The organism is Lysobacter concretionis Ko07 = DSM 16239, assembly GCF_000768345.1.
Classification (GTDB): Bacteria; Pseudomonadota; Gammaproteobacteria; order Xanthomonadales; family Xanthomonadaceae; genus Novilysobacter; species Novilysobacter concretionis.
In genome coordinates, this window is the sequence record NZ_AVPS01000001.1 from 486,030 (window position 1) to 502,007 (window position 15,978).

General features: G+C 66.1%; 11 protein-coding genes and 1 pseudogene. 8 read left to right on the forward strand and 4 right to left on the reverse strand.

Annotated elements, in window-relative coordinates; all coding sequences use genetic code 11:
• Positions 1-678 precede the first annotated feature (678 nt).
• The 4 genes from N792_RS02030 to N792_RS02045 all read right to left on the reverse strand — a co-directional run bounded on the left by N792_RS02030 (position 679) and on the right by N792_RS02045 (position 8,782).
• Positions 679-2,862, reverse strand: a complete 2,184-nt coding sequence (locus tag N792_RS02030) for a peptidoglycan DD-metalloendopeptidase family protein (RefSeq protein WP_052103262.1) — start codon at positions 2,860-2,862, stop codon at positions 679-681.
• A gap of 7 nt (positions 2,863-2,869) precedes the next feature.
• Entirely contained in the window at positions 2,870-5,485 is a 2,616-nt protein-coding gene (locus N792_RS02035) for a type VI secretion system Vgr family protein (protein WP_036192017.1), read from the reverse strand.
• 134 nt (positions 5,486-5,619) lie between these two features.
• The gene (locus N792_RS02040) at positions 5,620-7,098 is read right to left on the reverse strand and encodes a sigma-54-dependent transcriptional regulator (RefSeq protein WP_036192019.1); all 1,479 of its coding nucleotides are present in this window, start codon (positions 7,096-7,098) and stop codon (positions 5,620-5,622) included.
• A 43-nt stretch (positions 7,099-7,141) separates the two neighbouring features.
• A complete protein-coding gene (locus N792_RS02045) occupies positions 7,142-8,782 on the reverse strand; it encodes a sensor histidine kinase (RefSeq protein WP_052103263.1) in 1,641 nt (546 codons plus the stop codon).
• Positions 8,783-9,068: 286 nt separating this feature from the next.
• Between N792_RS02045 and sucC the strand changes: the two genes are divergently transcribed.
• The 8 genes and pseudogenes from sucC to fghA all read left to right on the forward strand — a co-directional run bounded on the left by sucC (position 9,069) and on the right by fghA (position 15,978).
• Positions 9,069-10,229: an ADP-forming succinate--CoA ligase subunit beta gene (sucC, locus tag N792_RS02050; protein WP_036192021.1), complete on the forward strand. Its 1,161-nt coding sequence runs from the start codon at positions 9,069-9,071 to the stop codon at positions 10,227-10,229.
• A 124-nt stretch (positions 10,230-10,353) separates the two neighbouring features.
• Positions 10,354-11,229: a succinate--CoA ligase subunit alpha gene (gene sucD / locus N792_RS02055; protein ID WP_036192023.1), complete on the forward strand. Its 876-nt coding sequence runs from the start codon at positions 10,354-10,356 to the stop codon at positions 11,227-11,229.
• 582 nt (positions 11,230-11,811) lie between these two features.
• Positions 11,812-11,940, forward strand: a complete 129-nt coding sequence (locus N792_RS14340; RefSeq protein ID WP_425478835.1) for a hypothetical protein — start codon at positions 11,812-11,814, stop codon at positions 11,938-11,940.
• A pseudogene (locus N792_RS14345) lies at positions 11,885-12,016 on the forward strand (DUF559 domain-containing protein); the annotation flags it as partial. The gene N792_RS14340 and the pseudogene N792_RS14345, both read left to right, overlap by 56 nt.
• A gap of 1 nt (position 12,017) precedes the next feature.
• Positions 12,018-13,652, forward strand: coding sequence for an NAD+ synthase (locus N792_RS02065; protein ID WP_036192024.1), 1,635 nt, complete (start codon positions 12,018-12,020; stop codon positions 13,650-13,652).
• A gap of 65 nt (positions 13,653-13,717) precedes the next feature.
• Positions 13,718-13,993: a formaldehyde-responsive transcriptional repressor FrmR gene (frmR, locus tag N792_RS02070; RefSeq protein WP_036192027.1), complete on the forward strand. Its 276-nt coding sequence runs from the start codon at positions 13,718-13,720 to the stop codon at positions 13,991-13,993.
• Between the two features lie 13 nt (positions 13,994-14,006).
• Positions 14,007-15,116: an S-(hydroxymethyl)glutathione dehydrogenase/class III alcohol dehydrogenase gene (locus tag N792_RS02075; protein WP_036192029.1), complete on the forward strand. Its 1,110-nt coding sequence runs from the start codon at positions 14,007-14,009 to the stop codon at positions 15,114-15,116.
• A gap of 31 nt (positions 15,117-15,147) precedes the next feature.
• Positions 15,148-15,978 carry an S-formylglutathione hydrolase gene (gene fghA / locus N792_RS02080; protein WP_036192032.1) on the forward strand — a complete coding sequence of 277 codons (831 nt, stop codon included), beginning with the start codon at positions 15,148-15,150 and terminating at the stop codon, positions 15,976-15,978.

Consider the following 15,978-nt stretch of genomic DNA (forward strand, 5'->3'; position numbering starts at 1 on the left):
CGCTCGGAACGGCCGGACATGTTGTGTGTGAAAGGCTCTCTGCTTCAAGGGGTTGGAGCGGTCATTGATCGTGCGGGTAATGTTCGTATCTGCAGATCGACAGATATGATGGTTGATCAGCTGGCTTGTCGATCTACTCTCCAATCTTGCTGATGATTAGATCTATATCTTCCTTGGAAAGAACTTGTTGGTTTGAAATGTGATTCTCGATGGTCATGTTCGTGTAGATAAATCCCCCGTCGCTTAATGGCCAATATGCGGCACTGCAAGTCGAGGTTGGTCTGTAAATGGTTCCATTTTCCTCATCGCAATCTATGTCGGCGGTGTAGAGAGTCTTCCCACCTACGATCCTCTTTTTCATCCGGTACAGCGAGATTGACGTACTTATCGTGACAAACTTGATCGACTGGACGGAGTCAGGCGAATTTTGTGTGTCAATTCCGTTTTCTATGAGGAAGTCGCTGCTTCGCGATCTGCAAATCAGGCCTGCTTTCTTATTGTTTTGTGCAATGACGCTCAGGCATCTCGTCGCTGGGCGCCTGCTTTGGAAGGTTGCATCTTCACGGAATGTAATTCCGTGAAGTCCTGACTTGTCTGCAATGATTGCGTTCGCCTTGTCCACTTCGCACGAAAAGGCGCAAGCAGGCAGAAGGAGTACGAATGTCAGTATTCCGTTTTTCATAGGGTGTCCAAGAGTATGCTTCCGGCGCGCTGGGAAGCTGTGATTCTTTGAGCCAGGCCATTTGGCTCGCCAGTTGCCCTGTTTATGCCGTTTATGACCCGAGACACCGCAAAAACAGAGGCTCGGTCAATAGTGCTTGTCATGATTGCGGAGTTTATTGAGCGGAACCTGTTGCCTGCCGCTCCAGCTTCCCAATACCAACCGCCCGCATCGATGCAGTTGTATTCATTTGTGCTGAGATCTTGAGGAGTGTCTATCCTCGGTGCTCGACCGGGGCGTGGAGGGCTCCACCACGGCGATGTGAATGTGCCTGGATCTAGCCAGGCCCGATACAACCAGTATTTCGAATAATTTTCGCGGCCGGTCAGCTGTTTCATGCCGCGGCCCCTGAATTTCGGGCCATCTCCGATTTCGATGTTGCCCAGCCTGTTTTCCAGATAGTACAAGTAATCGTTTTGATTCGCCGGAACGTAGTAACCGTCGGTTTCAGGCTGAAAGCTTGCGTGCCTGGCATTTCGATTGAAGTTTGCGGAGCCTTCCACCATCAAGGCAAACATCATCGATTCGACTGCGCCTTGGCCATAGAAGTGGGTCATCCTGATTGGAGTGTCAATCAGATATTTCCTTGCAACCCGGTTCGTGACGACCCTGTAAGTTTCCCGGATCGAATCCGGGGTTCTCCCTCTACCTTCGGTTGCCAGAGCCGTGACCGGGTAGTTGGCATCCGGGTATATCTTGGCGAGTTCGTCTCGACTCAGCCACCCGCACTTCCTGAAGTGTTCTATGAAGCGAACGGGATGGAAGTGCCAATGGGCTTCGGGCAGGCCGGTGTTGGCGTCTTCCCAGAAGCACAGTGCTTCGGCATAACGCTGGAAGTCCGGGAAATCGTTCCGGGTCAGATAGGTGCTGGATTGCGCGGTCCCACCGGGTCCCTCGCGGGTCAGCCAGTTCCAGCGCCGTGCCACGCTGCCCCGATGCCATTCGGTCGGAAACTTGGCTACCACGCCTCGCATGAATCGCTGAACCGCGTCTTGTTCCATCCGCGACCGCGCTTCAGCTTCGGTGGTGACGTGATCGTTGTTGGTATCCAGCAGGTTGCGGATGACATTCAGGCTGCAACGGCTGTCGCCGTCCTGAAAGTCCTGCAACAGGAACCAGCCAGCCCAGTGCGGGGCATCCGCATCGCTGAATCGGGTCACGCCATCGGCGTTGAGGTTGACCCAGCCCAGCCCCGTCGGGGTCCGGATTTGTCGCCAGTGCGGCACGTCGCTGGGGTTCAATGCATCCGGACCCAGCACTCGGCCGAAGCGCAGTAGCTCGTAGACGGCGCTATGAGCAGGAACCTGGTCGGCTCCTGCGGTTCGATAGGCTGCGACGATCCGTCCGGCATCTCGGTACAGCTGGTATTCGGCCTCCGCTTCGATGAGCGGAGTGCCCAGCGTTGTGGCGTCGGACCGACAGGTGGTGACGGACGCACTGCCGCGTTGATAGCGGATGCCGACAAACAGCTCCTCACCCGATGGGCTGCCTCCGGTGCCGGTGGTGTGGTTCAAAGCCGGGCGTTGAGGATAGACCGGCGTCTGTGCGGACAGCTTGAAGTGCATATCACCAAAGACCGCATCGGTACGGCCATCGTGTCCGGTGTCGAGGTCGCCGCTGCGGCGGCCGAGCAGGCGCTCGAGATTGTCGTCGTCGCAGATGATTTCGAAATGGATCATGCCCGCTTCGCCTTCGAACATGCCGGCGCGACCGATTTCCGCCTTGCGCTGGATAGGCTGACCCTGGCGAACGGAAGGCAGTACGCGGTTCAGGTGCATATAGATGGAAAAGAACCGCACCTGGGTTTCGGTGATGTCGGCAGCGCCGATCGCGGTGTCATGCCGGATCACCACGCAGCCATCGTCGGTCCAGCCGTTGTAGCCAAGCACATGACTGTCGGTGTTGGCGGGCATCGTCGTGGGTGGACGGACGTACACCACCGTGCCGTCGGCGATGGCGCGCACCGGCAAACGCGTATTGTTCGCGCCCGCAGGCGCGATCAAGTGCACACCGCCATGCCATCCGAGCTTGTCGCCGACCGGGTAGCGGCCATGCGCTCCGACTCGCATCGCATCGTTCAAATACGCCGCATCGTCCGCGGTGGCGCCACGAGCGGGAAGGAAAGGTGGGCTGATGATCATGGGCTCTCTACCTTGAGAAGGAGACTTTCCTTTTGACGCGTGTCGTGCCGTGGGGAAGCAGGTCGATTTCCGCCGCGGTGCTCTCCCCGCCCTTGAACGGCATTTCGCCGGCCTTCACCGTGAACTCCCCCGGGCACGCGAACCTGATGTCGCCGCCTTCCAGGGTGATCCGGGTCTGGCCGGCCTGGAGGACGATCTTCTCTTTTGCCAACACGTCGATGCGGTTGTCGGTGGCGGTGAGGGTCACGCTCCGGTCGGCGAGCAGCTCCAGCGGGCCGGTGTGGGCCTGCAGGCTCAGCGGGCCATTGGCGGCGATGGCTTTGAGCGGGCCTTTCCGGGCGAACAGGGCGAGGTGGCCGCCGCTGACGCCGGCGAAGGTGTGGCCGGCGGCGAGGTGGGCGTCGTGCTGGCTGGTGAGGTGGGTGTTGCCGCTGGCGTAGGCGAGGGCGCTGTTGGGGGTGGTCAGGGCGATGGCATCGGGGCTTTCCATCAGCAGCAGTGGTTTGGCGAAGCGTTCGACCGGCGCTCCGCCGTGACGTTGGTCGCCATGCGGTGTGGTGGCTGGCTGGCCGTTGCCCCGGCCCTCGTGGCGGCCGTCCTGTCCGGGGTCGATTGCCTTGATCAGATCGGTCTGGGCTGCATTGGCGGACAGCGCGGCGACCTCGCTGGCGTCGGCGGCGTCGCTCAGAGCCTGGGCGGTGTGTTCGGCGCCCTTGAGTTGGGCGACGGCCTCAGCGATGTCGAACTGAGTCGAAGCGGCGCCGCTACGCGCAGTCGCGGATAGCAGCACGCCCTGTCCGGCACGCAGATTGGCCCAGCCCAGGGTCGCGAGGTCGAAGCCCTGGCCGCGCAGGCCGCCGCGCCGCTGGTTGTCGTGATCGATCAGGTAGCCCAGCTCCAGCCGGCTGTCGGCGAGGCTGGTGTGCAGGCGCTGGCGCAGCTGGCCGGGGGCATCGTCGAGCAGCCAGTGCTGGGTGCCGCTGCCGTCCAGGCTCTGGCTGTGCAGGCCGCTGACGGTGCCGGGGTGGTTGCTGGCGTCGGCGAGAGCGAACGGCGGTGAGACTTCGCCGTTGTAGAGCTGCCCGACGATCACGGGCTGGTCGATGTCGCCATGCAAAAACTCCACCAGCACTTCGCTGCCGACCCGCGGCAGGGCATGGCTGCCCCAGTTGGGGCCGGCCTGCCATTCGGCGACGCGGACCCAGGTGCCGGAGGTATGGTCGCCGGGGGCGTGGCCATCGGGGTGGGCGCTGGAGCCGGTGTCGAGCAGGCCGCCGCGGTTGGGCCGTACGCCGCGTTGCCACGGGAACTGGATGCGGACCTGGTGGTCGCGGGTGGACGTGATGGCCGCGTCCGGCAAGCCGACGACGCGGGCGGTTTGCAGGCCCGGCGCGGTGGGTTTGAAACGCGAGGTCGGCACGATGGGCGTGTCGGCGGCGACGGCGAGGAAACGGTTGCGGTAGCTGCCGCGCTCGACGGAGCCGGCCGGGTCGAGCAGTGCGGTGATGCCGTTGTCCAGGTTGTTGGCGGCCACGTGTTCGACCGCCACGGGGATGAATCGCTGGCCGTCCAGATCGGGGTGCTGGGTCAGGGTGAAGGCCAGGCTCGGCGCGAGACCGCGGGCGCTGCCCGCGCCGGCATGCAGGCGTTGCGGCAGGCGCAGGGCGTCGAGCTGCGGTCCGGTCGTGCGTTCGGCGTGCTCGCGCCGGGCGAAGCGGCTGGCGCGCGGGACGGTGTAGACCTCGCGTGTGGGCAGGTGCGGGCCGGCCGGGTCGGCGGTCAGGGTCGCCGCGGTCGCCTGGACGTGTCCGGGTTGCCAGCTGGCGGTGGTGAAGGCGTTCGCGGTCGTCTGGCGCTGCTCGGTGAAATGACTGATCGCATCGCGCGACTCGGTGGCATCGATGCGGTGGAAACGCACGCGATCCGGGCTGGATGCGGGAGCTTCGGCGTCGCGGTCGAAGATCACCAGCGTGTGCGCGTGCACGCCCGCCGATGCCCCTTCTGTCACGTTGTTGAGGGTGTGCTCGAAACGCCAGGCCAGGCCAGCATCGGCGAGCAGGCGGAACACGAAAGCGTGGTCGCTCTCGCGGTACTGGGTGGTGATCGGAAAGCTCGGCAGCGACCGGGCTGCATCCACCCGCCAGACCGCTTGCGGGTAGTCGGTGAGAACCCGCTCGATCACGCCCAGCGCATCCAGGTCCTGGAACACCAGGGCATTGCGGCGCAGTCTCAGGAATGCCGTCCACGGCTCCATCGTCAGCCGGTAGCGGGCCAGCCCGCCGTCGCTGCCCAAGGCCGCGACCCGGGTGCAGTGGCCGTGCCAGTGGCGGCGGGAGCCGGATGTGCTCGGCAACCCGTTGGCATCGGCAGGCTGCTGCAGCCGCAGCGAGAGCGGCCGGCCGAGCAGTGGTTTCGTGTCGAGGAAGGCCGAGGTCGAGAGGCAGTCGATCTCGAAGTGGAAATCCTCGCAGACCGCTTCGCGACCGCGGAAGCGCTCGACCACCAGCGCGTCGGGCAGTGCGGTGTCGATTCCAGGCGTGCTGATCTGGATCAGGCGTTGGTGTTGCAGCCCCGCCAGCAGGTGCCGGGTAGACGAGGCGAGCGACTGGATATCCGTATCCATGGGGTCCATCCCATTCCATTGGTTGGCACGTGCCCGCGACTCCGGCGGGCCGGTTTTGCCGGTGCGGTCCGGCAACGGCCGCGACAGGTTAGCACCTTGCTACGGCGGCCGAGATGCCCGGCCGCGGGGCGGGATCAGTCGATTCCGAGCTTCTTCAGCTTGTAGCGCAGCGCGCGGAAGGTGATGCCCAGCGCGGCGGCGGTGCGGGTCTTGTTGTAGCGGTTTTCCTGCAGGGCGTGCTGGATGGCGGCGCGCTCGATCTCCTCGATGTAGGAGGGCAGGGCGCTGGTGGCGGTGTCGCGCGGGTCGATCGTGCGCGGGTCGATGCCGGCCGCGGCGGCAGCGGCCTGGGGGGTGTGCGGCGGCTGTGGGCTGTTGCCGGGTACGGGGTGGTGTGTGGTGGTGGCGAACGGGCCGGTGCTCAGCGGCGGCGTGCCATGCGACGAGGCAATTGCCGGGTGGTTCGGCAGGCGCAGGTCGTGGGCGTCGAGGTGGTCGCCGTCGGCCAGGGCCAGGGCGCGCTCGAGGATGTTTTCCAGCTCGCGCACGTTGCCCGGGAAGGCGTAATGGCGGAGCGCCTCGACCGCATCGCCGGACAGGCTCGGAGCGGGGCGGTCGAGGTCGGCGGCCAGCCGCTGGAGGATCTTCGCGCACAGGCCGGGCAGGTCTTCCAGACGCTCGCGCAGCGGCGGCACGCGCAGTTCGATGACGTTGATGCGGTAGTAGAGGTCCTGCCGGAAGCGGCCATCGGCCACCATCGCGGCGAGGTTCTTGTGGGTGGCCGACAGGATGCGCACGTCGACCACGATCTCGGCATTGGCGCCGACCGGCTTGATCGACTTTTCCTGGATCGCGCGCAGCAGCTTGACCTGCATTGCCAGCGGCAGTTCGGCGACCTCGTCCAGGAACAGGGTGCCGCCGTCGGCGCTCTGGAACAGGCCGGGCTTGTCGGCATGGGCGCCGGTGAAGCTGCCCTTCTTGTGGCCGAAGAACTCGCTTTCCATCAGCTCCGATGGAATCGCGCCGCAGTTGACCGGCACGAACGGGCCGGTGGCGCGGCCGCCTTCGGAGTGGATCGTGCGGGCGACCAGTTCCTTGCCCACGCCGGATTCGCCGGCGATATAGACCGGGGCCTGGCTGCGGGCGACCTTGGCGATGGTCTGGCGCAGCTGCTCCATCGCGGGCGACTCGCCGTACAGGCGGGTGGCGACCGTGTCCGGGCTGTGGACGACGGCGGGCTTTTCCTTCAGCTCCAGCGCATGGCGGACCAGGTCGCGCAGCACGGACAGCTCGACCGGCTTGGCGACGAAGTCGAACGCGCCGGCCTTGAGGGCTTCCACCGCGGCGTCGACGTTGCCGAACGCGGTGATCATCGCGACCGGGGTCTGGGGGTGCTGCTGGCTGATTTCGGCGATCAGGTCGATGCCCGAGCCGTCCGGCAGGCGCATGTCGGTCAGGCACAGGTCGTACCTGTTGCGTGCCAGCTGGGCCCGGGCGTCGGACAGGCTGGATGCGGTATCGCACCGCAGGCCCATGCGGCCAAGGGTCATGACCAGCAATTCGCGGATGTCCCGCTCGTCGTCGACCACCAATGCACTACGTGTCTCAGCCATCCGATCCTCCACTCATCGCGCTAGCTTAAGCGATCGGGTCCGGTCAAGGCAGAGGGGCTTCGCGCGGCATGGGCACGCTCTTGCGGGCGGAGGTGGAGGACAGGCGGATGCGGAAACAGCTGCCGCCGGCCGGCAGGGAGACGTAATCGAGCGAGGCCTGGTTGGCGCGGGCCAGCTCGCGGGCGATGTACAGGCCCAGTCCGGTGCCGTGGCCGGAGGTGGTGAAGAACGGGCGGAACAACTGCTGGGCGACGCGCTCGGGAATGCCGGGGCCGTGGTCGATCACGTCGATGTTGGGCTGCTGGTAGTGATCCAGGTGCACGTGCAGGGTCACCCGCGCGGGCTGGCCGGGGATGCGGCCGTAGGTGAGTGCGTTGTGGACGAGCACGGTGAGGATCTGGTGCAGCTGGCGCGAGTCGACCAGTGCGGGCACGCGCGGGAGCGTGGCGCTGGCCAGCAGGCTGTCTTCCTCCAGCGGATGGCCGGCGCGGTAGTCGTCGACGAAATGCCGGGTCAGTGCGACCAGGTCGACGTAGTCGGGCTTGGCCGGTTCGCGCCGGGCCAGGCCGAGCACGTTTTCGACGATGCCGTTCATGCGCTGGCCCTGCTGGCGGATGATCTGCAGCAGGCGGCGGTCGGCGGTGGCGATGTCGTCGGACTCTTCCAGCAACTGGACCGCGTAGTTGATCGCGGCCAGCGGGTTGCGGATCTCGTGGGCGAGGCTGGCGGAAAACCGGCCCAGGGTGGCCAGCGTCATCGACTCCGCGCGGCGCGACAGCAGCGAGGTGTCGTCGAGGAAGATCAGGGTGTGGTCGCTGCCGGCGAGCAGGCGGGTGAAGCGCGGCACCACGTCGTTCTGGTCGCTGGCCACCTGCAGCGGCGTCTCGTCGACCTGGCCATGCTCGCGCCAGGCGGTCAGGCGGCGGGCGAGCTCGGGCAGCGCCACGCCCAGGTCGCGGTGGCCGTCGCCGGCATCGCCCAGCAGCAGGGTCGAGGCCTCGTTGGCCAGCTGCACCCGGTTGTGGCCGTCGACCAGCAGCACGCCGGTGCGCAGGCGGCGGATGATCAGCTCGTTGACCTCGGTCAGGTGCGCGGTCTGGACCCCGCGGGTTTCGGCCAGGTCGTAGCTGTCGCGCATCTGCCGGCCGAGGATGCTGGTGATGGTCGCGGTGGCGAGGTAGCCGACGGCGAACATCAGCGGTTCGGCGATCGTGCGGTCGCTGCCCTCCAGCGCGACGCTCCACAGGTGCTCGCCGACGATGCCGGCCACCGCCACCAGCGCCACACCCAGTCCCAGCCGTGTCGGCAGCAGCAGCGCCGCCGCGCCGACGTTGAACATCAGCATCAGCGCGATGCCGGTGCCGGCGGCGGGAATCGTGTGGATGGCCAGGATGCCGAAGAACAGGTCGCCCGCGATGCCGGCCAGCGCCTGCCCGCGGAGCTCGCCGCGGCGGCCGAACAGGAACAGCAGCGCGGCCAGGAACAGGTAGGAAATGGCGACCGCGCGGGCGACCAGCTCGTGCCGCGGCCCCTCGATCATGTCCGCGACCGGGCCGAACAGCACCAGGATCAGCATCGATGCTTCAAGCAGGCGGTACAGCGTGTAGAAGTAGAGTTCGCGTCGCAGGGCGCTGTCGGCGTCGTCGGGGGCGATATTGGCGGCGTTGGCTGGCGGCAAAAGCATGTATCCCCATGGATCCCTGCCGGAGTATAGGCACACGCAGGAGCGACGTAAGTCGCGATCACGACGCAACCCGATTTCGCCGTGCGATCGCGACTTACGTCGCTCCTACAGGGGGGGCGGGGTCGCCGCGGGCGAAATTGCACGGCCCCGGGACACCTGCCGGACGGCTGGCGACCCCGGGTTTTGCCGGACCGCTCCCGATCGGCGACAATGCCCGGCCCCATCGCGCCCGCGCCGCTTGTCGGTCGCCTCCGCATGGGATGTCTTCCACTCCCCTCGGTGACGCATGAATTTTCACGAATATCAGGCAAAGCAGCTGTTTGCCGACTACGGCATCGCGGTGCCGGCCGGGCGCCTCGCGCGCACTCCTGAAGAAGCGGTCGAAGCCGCCAAGTCCATCCCCGGCGATCTGTGGGTGGTCAAGGCGCAGATCCACGCGGGCGGCCGCGGCAAGGCCGGCGGCGTGAAGCTCGCCCGGTCGTACGACGAGGTCAAGCAGTACACCCAGGCAATGCTGGGCACCTCGATGGCGACCTACCAGACCGCCGGCGTCGAGCTGCCGATCGACTCGGTGCTGATCTGCGAAGGCACCGACATCGACAAGGAGCTGTACCTGTCGGTGCTGGTCGACCGCAGCACGCGCAGCGTGACCTTCATCGCCTCCGCCGAAGGCGGCATGGACATCGAGCAGGTCGCGGCCGAGAAGCCCGAGGCGATCAAGACCGTCCACGTCAACTACGTGGAAGGCCTGCAGCCGTACCAGTGCCGCGCACTCGGCTTCGAGATGGGGCTGACCGCGAAGCAGACCAATCAGCTGACCAAGATCATGATGGGTCTGTTCAAGCTGTTCCACGAGAAGGACCTGGCGCTGGTTGAACTGAACCCGCTGGCGATCCTGACCAACGGCGATCTGGCGGTGCTCGACGGCAAGGTCGATTCCGACGACAACGCGACCTACCGCCACCCCGACCTGGCCGCGATGCGCGACATCCGCCAGGAGGACGAGACCGAGGTCAAGGCAAGCCAGCACGACCTGAACTACGTGACCATGGACGGCAACATCGGCTGCATGGTCAACGGCGCGGGCCTGGCGATGGCGACGATGGACGTGATCAAGCTGGAAGGCGGCGAGCCGGCGAACTTCCTGGACGTGGGCGGCGGCGCCACCAAGGAGCGCGTGACCGAGGCGTTCAAGCTGATCCTGTCGAGCGACAAGGTGAAGGCGATCTTCGTCAACATCTTCGGCGGCATCGTGCGCTGCGACATGATCGCCGAAGGCATCATCGAGGCGGTCAAGGAAGTCGACGTCAAGGTGCCGGTGATCGTGCGCCTGGAAGGCACCAACGTCGAAGCCGGCAAGGCGCTGCTGAAGAACTCCGGCCTGGCGATCACTTCCGCCGATGACATCAACGATGGCGCCCGCAAGGCTGTCGCCGCCGTCGCCTGATCCCTTAATCAGCTACCTGACGGTTTCGTTGTAGGAGCGACGTGAGTCGCGACCCGCCGAACCCAGCCAGGACGTACAGGTCGCGACTCACGTCGCTCCTACGGAAAACCAGGATCCGATACACATGAGCGTTTTGATCAACAAGAACACCAAGGTGATCGTGCAGGGCTTCACCGGCTCGCAGGGCACCTTCCACGCCGAGCAGATGCTCGAGTACGGCACCCAGGTCGTCGGTGGCGTGACCCCGGGCAAGGGCGGCACCACGCACCTGAACCTGCCGGTCTTCAACACCGTTGCCGACGCCGTCGACCAGACCGGCGCCAACGCCTCGGTCATCTACGTGCCGCCGGCATTCGCCGCCGACGCGATCCTCGAAGCGGCCGATGCCGGCATCACCGTGATCGTGTGCATCACCGAAGGCATTCCGGTGCTGGACATGCTGCGGGTCAAGAACGTGCTGGAGGGCTACGACGACGTGGTCCTGATCGGCCCGAACTGCCCCGGCGTGATCACCCCCGGCGAGTGCAAGATCGGCATCATGCCCGGCCACATCCACACCGTCGGCAAGATCGGCATCGTCAGCCGCTCCGGCACGCTGACCTACGAGGCGGTCAAGCAGACCACCGACGTGGGTCTGGGCCAGTCGACCGTGATCGGTATTGGCGGCGACCCGATCCACGGCCTGGACTTCATCGATTGCCTGAAGCTGTTCCAGGACGATGAGCAGACCGAAGGCATCATCATGGTCGGCGAGATCGGCGGCAGCGCCGAGGAAGAGGCGGCCGAGTTCATCGCCCAGTACGTGACCAAGCCGGTGGTGGGTTTCATCGCCGGCGCCAGTGCCCCGGCGGGCAAGCGCATGGGCCACGCCGGTGCGATTGCCTCTGGTGGCCAGGGCACGGCCGAAGGCAAGTTCGCCGCGATGGAGAAGGCCGGCGTCACCACGGTCAAGTCTCCGGGCGACCTGGGCGCGGCGATCGCGAAGCGGTTGGCGAAGTAAACCGTCCCGGTCGGTTGCGTCGGCGGCAAGGCTGGCTGACGTGATTGATGGGAGCGACACAAGAAAGGCCACCTTCGGGTGGCCTTTCTTGTGTCGCTCCCATCCAGGGGGAAAGCGCGACATCTGCGGGGGGCCGGGGTGCCGGGAGCGAATGCCCTTGTGTGTGAATGTCCCCCGGCACCGATGGAGCCGGTGCCTCCTCCTCTATTTCACACCCAAGGCATTCGCACCCCTCGTTGCAGCGTGGCGGGGGTTCCAGAGGGGGCAGGGCGCCGGGAGCGAATGCCCTTGTGTGCGAATGTCCCCCGGCACCGATGGAGCCGGTGCCTCCTCCTTTATTTCACACCCAAGGGCATTCGCACCCGTCGTTCCAGGGTGCGGTGGTTCCGGATGCGCAGGCCCGGCTGTCGGGTGGTCCGAGATTCGACAGCAGCGACGTGACCTGCAGGCCTTCGGGGCGAAGTAAAGGAGGAGGCACCCGCTGCAGGCGGGGGCCGGGGGACTTTCGCCGCGAAGGCCTGCAGGTCACGTCCCGGCCCGTCTTCCCGACTTCTCCCGATCGGTCGATATGTCGTGGATTTCATCTGCCTCGATGCGCGCTTGATCGTCGAGATCGATGGCGGCCAGCACAATGACTCCCTCCCCCGACGCGGCGCGCGACCGTTTCCTTCGAGCGCAGGGATTTTCCGTCCTGCGGTTCTGGAACAATGACGTCCTGGCCGACATCGGATCCGTGCTGGCCCGTATCTGCCACGCACTGGTTCCCACTTCCCAGACAGAAGACTGACATGACCCCACCCATCCGCATCGCGCTCGCCCAGTTCGACTTCCCGGTCGGGGCGGTCGAGGACAACGCGCGCCGCATCGTCGAGCTCATCGCCCAGGCGCGCGATGAGTACGGCGCGGATCTGGTGCTGTTCCCCGAGTTGGCGCTGTCCGGTTATCCGCCCGAGGATCTGTTGCTGCGGCCGAAGTTCCTGCATGCCTGCGACGCGGCGATGGCGCGGATCGCGCAGGCGACGAGCGGGATCACGGCGGTGGTCGGCTGGCCGGAAACGGCCGGTTCGGTGGTCTACAACGCGGCCAGCATCCTGCGTGAGGGCCGGATCGAGCAGACCTATCGCAAACGTAAACTGCCCAATTACGGGGTGTTCGACGAGCGCCGGTATTTCGTCGTCGATCCCGATGGCGGCGACTGCGTGTTCGAGCTCAAAGGGGTCAAACTGGGCCTGATGATCTGCGAAGACCTGTGGTTCCACGAGCCGTTCGCGTCGACCGTCGCCGCCGGTGCGCAGCTGGTGCTGTCGATCAACGCCTCGCCGTTCGAGCGCGACAAGCATGGCCGCCGGGACCAGTTGCTGGAGGATGCGACCCGCGGCAGCGGGGTGGCGGTTGCCTACGTCAACGGCGTGGGCGGGCAGGACGCGGTGGTGTTCGATGGCGCGTCGCTGGTGGCCGATGGCGACGGCTGCGTGCATCCGGCCGCGGCGGCGTTCACCGAGCAGTGGCTGGTGGTGGATTTCGATCCGGCCGCGCGTCGCTTCCATCCGGTGGTCTGGCAGGGCGATGGCGACGAGAGCCGCGACGCGCTGGCCTGGCGCGCGGTGGTGACCGGCACGCGCGACTACTGCCGCAAGAACGGTTTTGGCAAGGCGTGGGTGGGATTGTCGGGCGGACTCGACTCGGCGGTGGTGCTGGCGATCGCGGTGGATGCGCTGGGCGCCGACAACGTCACCGCGGTGCGGATGCCGTCGCGCTACACCGTCAGCCTGTCCAACGATCTGGCGGCCGAGCAATGCGCGGAGCAGGGCGTGCGGTTGCTGGAGGTGCCGATCGAGAAGCCGTTCCAGGGCTATCTGGATGCGCTGGCGGAGTTGTTCGAGGGCCACCAGGTCGATACCACCGAGGAGAACCTGCAGTCGCGCACGCGCGGGGCGATCCTGATGGCGCTGAGCAACAAGTTCGGCGGCCTGCTGCTGGCCACCGGCAACAAGAGCGAATACGCGGTCGGCTATTCGACCATCTACGGCGACATGGCCGGCGGCTACGCACCGATCAAGGATCTGTACAAGACCGAGGTGTTCGAGCTGGCGCGCTGGCGCAACACGGTGGGCGACCCGGTGATCCCGGTCGGTGTGATCGAGCGCCCGCCGTCGGCCGAGCTGCGGGCCGACCAGAAGGACCAGGACTCGCTGCCGCCGTACGACGTGCTAGACACCGTGCTGGCCCGCCATATCGACCAGGAGCAATCGCGCGATGAAATCGTTGCCGCCGGTTTCGATGCGGCGATGGTGGACCGGATGCTGCATCTGGTGCGCATCAGCGAATGGAAGCGCCAGCAGGCCGCGCCGGGGCCGAAGGTGTCGCGCCGCGCGTTCGGCCGCGAGCGGCGCTATCCGATCAGCAACGGCTTTCGCGAATAGCAGCAGCGCAGCGCCGGTCCGATGCCTGGGTGTATACTGTCCCCCAGTATCTGAGGCGCCGAGCCATGCCGCATTCCCCCGAGGAAAAAAAACGCGTCCTGGGCAGGGTCCGCCGCGTGCGGGGGCAGCTGGAAGCGCTCGAGCGCGCGTTGGAGGCCGGTGCCGATTGTGGCCCGGTACTGCAGCAGATCGCCGCGGTCCGCGGCGCGGTCAACGGGCTGATGTCGCAGGTGCTGGAAAGCCATCTGCGGGAAGAGCTGGGAAGCCCTGTTGACGACCCCACCCGCCGCCAGGCGGGCATCGACGATGCCGTGGCCCTGGTGCGCGCCTACCTGAAATGACCTGGAGAACGCCATGAAATCACGCGCCGCTGTTGCCTTTGAAGCCGGCAAGCCCCTGCAGATCGTCGAGATCGACGTCGAGCCGCCGCGCAAGGGCGAGGTGCTGGTCAAGATCACCCACACCGCGCTGTGCCACACCGATGCGTTCACCCTGTCGGGCGACGATCCGGAAGGCGTGTTCCCGGCCGTACTCGGGCACGAGGGCGCGGGCATCGTGGTGGAAGTGGGCGAGGGTGTCACCAGCGTCAAGCCGGGTGACCACGTGATTCCGCTGTACACCGCCGAGTGCGGCGAGTGCCTGTTCTGCAAGTCCGGCAAGACCAACCTGTGCGTCGCGGTGCGCGCCACCCAGGGCAAGGGCGTGATGCCCGACGGCAGCACCCGGTTCTCGTACAACGGCGAGCCGATCTACCACTACATGGGCTGCTCGACCTTCAGCGAATACACCGTGGTGGCCGAGGTCTCGCTGGCGAAGATCAACCCCGACGCCAACCCGGAGCAGGTCTGCCTGCTCGGCTGCGGCGTGACCACCGGCATCGGCGCCGTGCACAACACCGCCAAGGTGGCCGAAGGCGACAGCGTGGCTGTGTTCGGTCTGGGCGCGATCGGTCTGGCGGTGATCCAGGGCGCGGTGCAGGCGAAGGCCGGGCGCATCATCGCCATCGACACCAACCCGGACAAGTTCGCGCTGGCCAGGCAGATGGGCGCGACAGATTGCGTCAACCCGAAGGACTTCGAGGCGCCGATCCAGCAGGTGATCGTCGAGATGACCGGCTGGGGCGTGGATCACTCGTTCGAGTGCATCGGCAACGTCAACGTGATGCGCGCCGCGCTGGAATGCGCGCACCGCGGCTGGGGCCAGAGCGTGATCATCGGCGTGGCCGGCGCGGGGCAGGAAATCAGCACCCGGCCGTTCCAGCTGGTCACCGGCCGCAAGTGGCTGGGCACCGCGTTTGGTGGAGTCAAGGGCCGCAGCCAGTTGCCGGGCATGGTCGAGCAGGCGATGGCCGGCGAGATCGACCTGGCCCCGTTCGTCACCCACACCCTGCCGCTGGAGCGCATCAACGAGGCCTTCGACCTGATGCACGAAGGCAAGTCCATCCGGGCCGTCATCACGTATTGAGGCCGGTCCTCGTGGCTGAAAAGGAGATCACATGAAACAGATCGAACAACACGCCTGCTTCGGCGGCAGTCAGGAAGTCTGGCAACACGCGTCCAGCACCTTGGGCTGCGACATGGACTTCGCGGTCTACCTGCCGCCGCAGGCGAAGCAGGGCCCGTGCCCGGTGCTGTACTGGCTGTCGGGGCTGACCTGCAACGAGCAGAACTTCATCACCAAGGCCGGTGCCCAGGCCTACGCGGCGCAGCACGGCATCATCGTGGTCGCGCCCGACACCAGCCCGCGCGGTGAGGGTGTCGCCAACGACGAGGCCTACGACCTCGGCCAGGGCGCGGGCTTCTACCTCAATGCCACGCGCGAGCCGTGGGCGGCGCATTACCGCATGTACGACTACATCGTGCAGGAGCTGCCGGCACTGGTGGATGCGCACTTCCCGACCACCACCGCGCGCGGCATCAGCGGCCATTCGATGGGCGGCCACGGCGCGCTGGTGATCGCGCTGCGCAATCCGGGCATGTTCCGCAGCGTGTCGGCGTTCTCGCCGATCGTCGCGCCCAGCCAGGTGCCGTGGGGCGAGAAGGCGTTCAGCGCCTACCTGGGCGACGACCGCGAGGCGTGGCTGGAATGGGACGCGACCGCGCTGGTCGCCAAGGCCACCGAGCGGCTGCCGTTGCTGGTCGACCAGGGCGATGCCGACAACTTCCTCGAAACCCAGCTCAAGCCGCACCTGCTGCGCGATGCCTGCGAAACGGCCGGCCACCCGCTGACCCTGCGCATGCAGCGCGGCTACGACCACAGCTACTACTTCATCGCCAGCTTCATCGGCGAGCACATCGCCCACCATGCGAAGGCGATGCAGGGCTGA

Excerpts from the sequence above, each read along its gene's own strand:
- N792_RS02030 (WP_052103262.1), bottom strand. The coding sequence starts at position 2,862 with ATGATCATCAGCCCACCTTTCCTTCCCGCTCGTGGCGCCACCGCGGAC.
- N792_RS02035 (WP_036192017.1), bottom strand. The coding sequence starts at position 5,485 with ATGGATACGGATATCCAGTCGCTCGCCTCGTCTACCCGGCACCTGCTG.
- N792_RS02040 (WP_036192019.1), bottom strand. The coding sequence starts at position 7,098 with ATGGCTGAGACACGTAGTGCATTGGTGGTCGACGACGAGCGGGACATC.
- N792_RS02045 (WP_052103263.1), bottom strand. The coding sequence starts at position 8,782 with ATGCTTTTGCCGCCAGCCAACGCCGCCAATATCGCCCCCGACGACGCC.
- sucC (WP_036192021.1), top strand. The coding sequence starts at position 9,069 with ATGAATTTTCACGAATATCAGGCAAAGCAGCTGTTTGCCGACTACGGC.
- sucD (WP_036192023.1), top strand. The coding sequence starts at position 10,354 with ATGAGCGTTTTGATCAACAAGAACACCAAGGTGATCGTGCAGGGCTTC.
- N792_RS02065 (WP_036192024.1), top strand. The coding sequence starts at position 12,018 with ATGACCCCACCCATCCGCATCGCGCTCGCCCAGTTCGACTTCCCGGTC.
- frmR (WP_036192027.1), top strand. The coding sequence starts at position 13,718 with ATGCCGCATTCCCCCGAGGAAAAAAAACGCGTCCTGGGCAGGGTCCGC.
- N792_RS02075 (WP_036192029.1), top strand. The coding sequence starts at position 14,007 with ATGAAATCACGCGCCGCTGTTGCCTTTGAAGCCGGCAAGCCCCTGCAG.
- fghA (WP_036192032.1), top strand. The coding sequence starts at position 15,148 with ATGAAACAGATCGAACAACACGCCTGCTTCGGCGGCAGTCAGGAAGTC.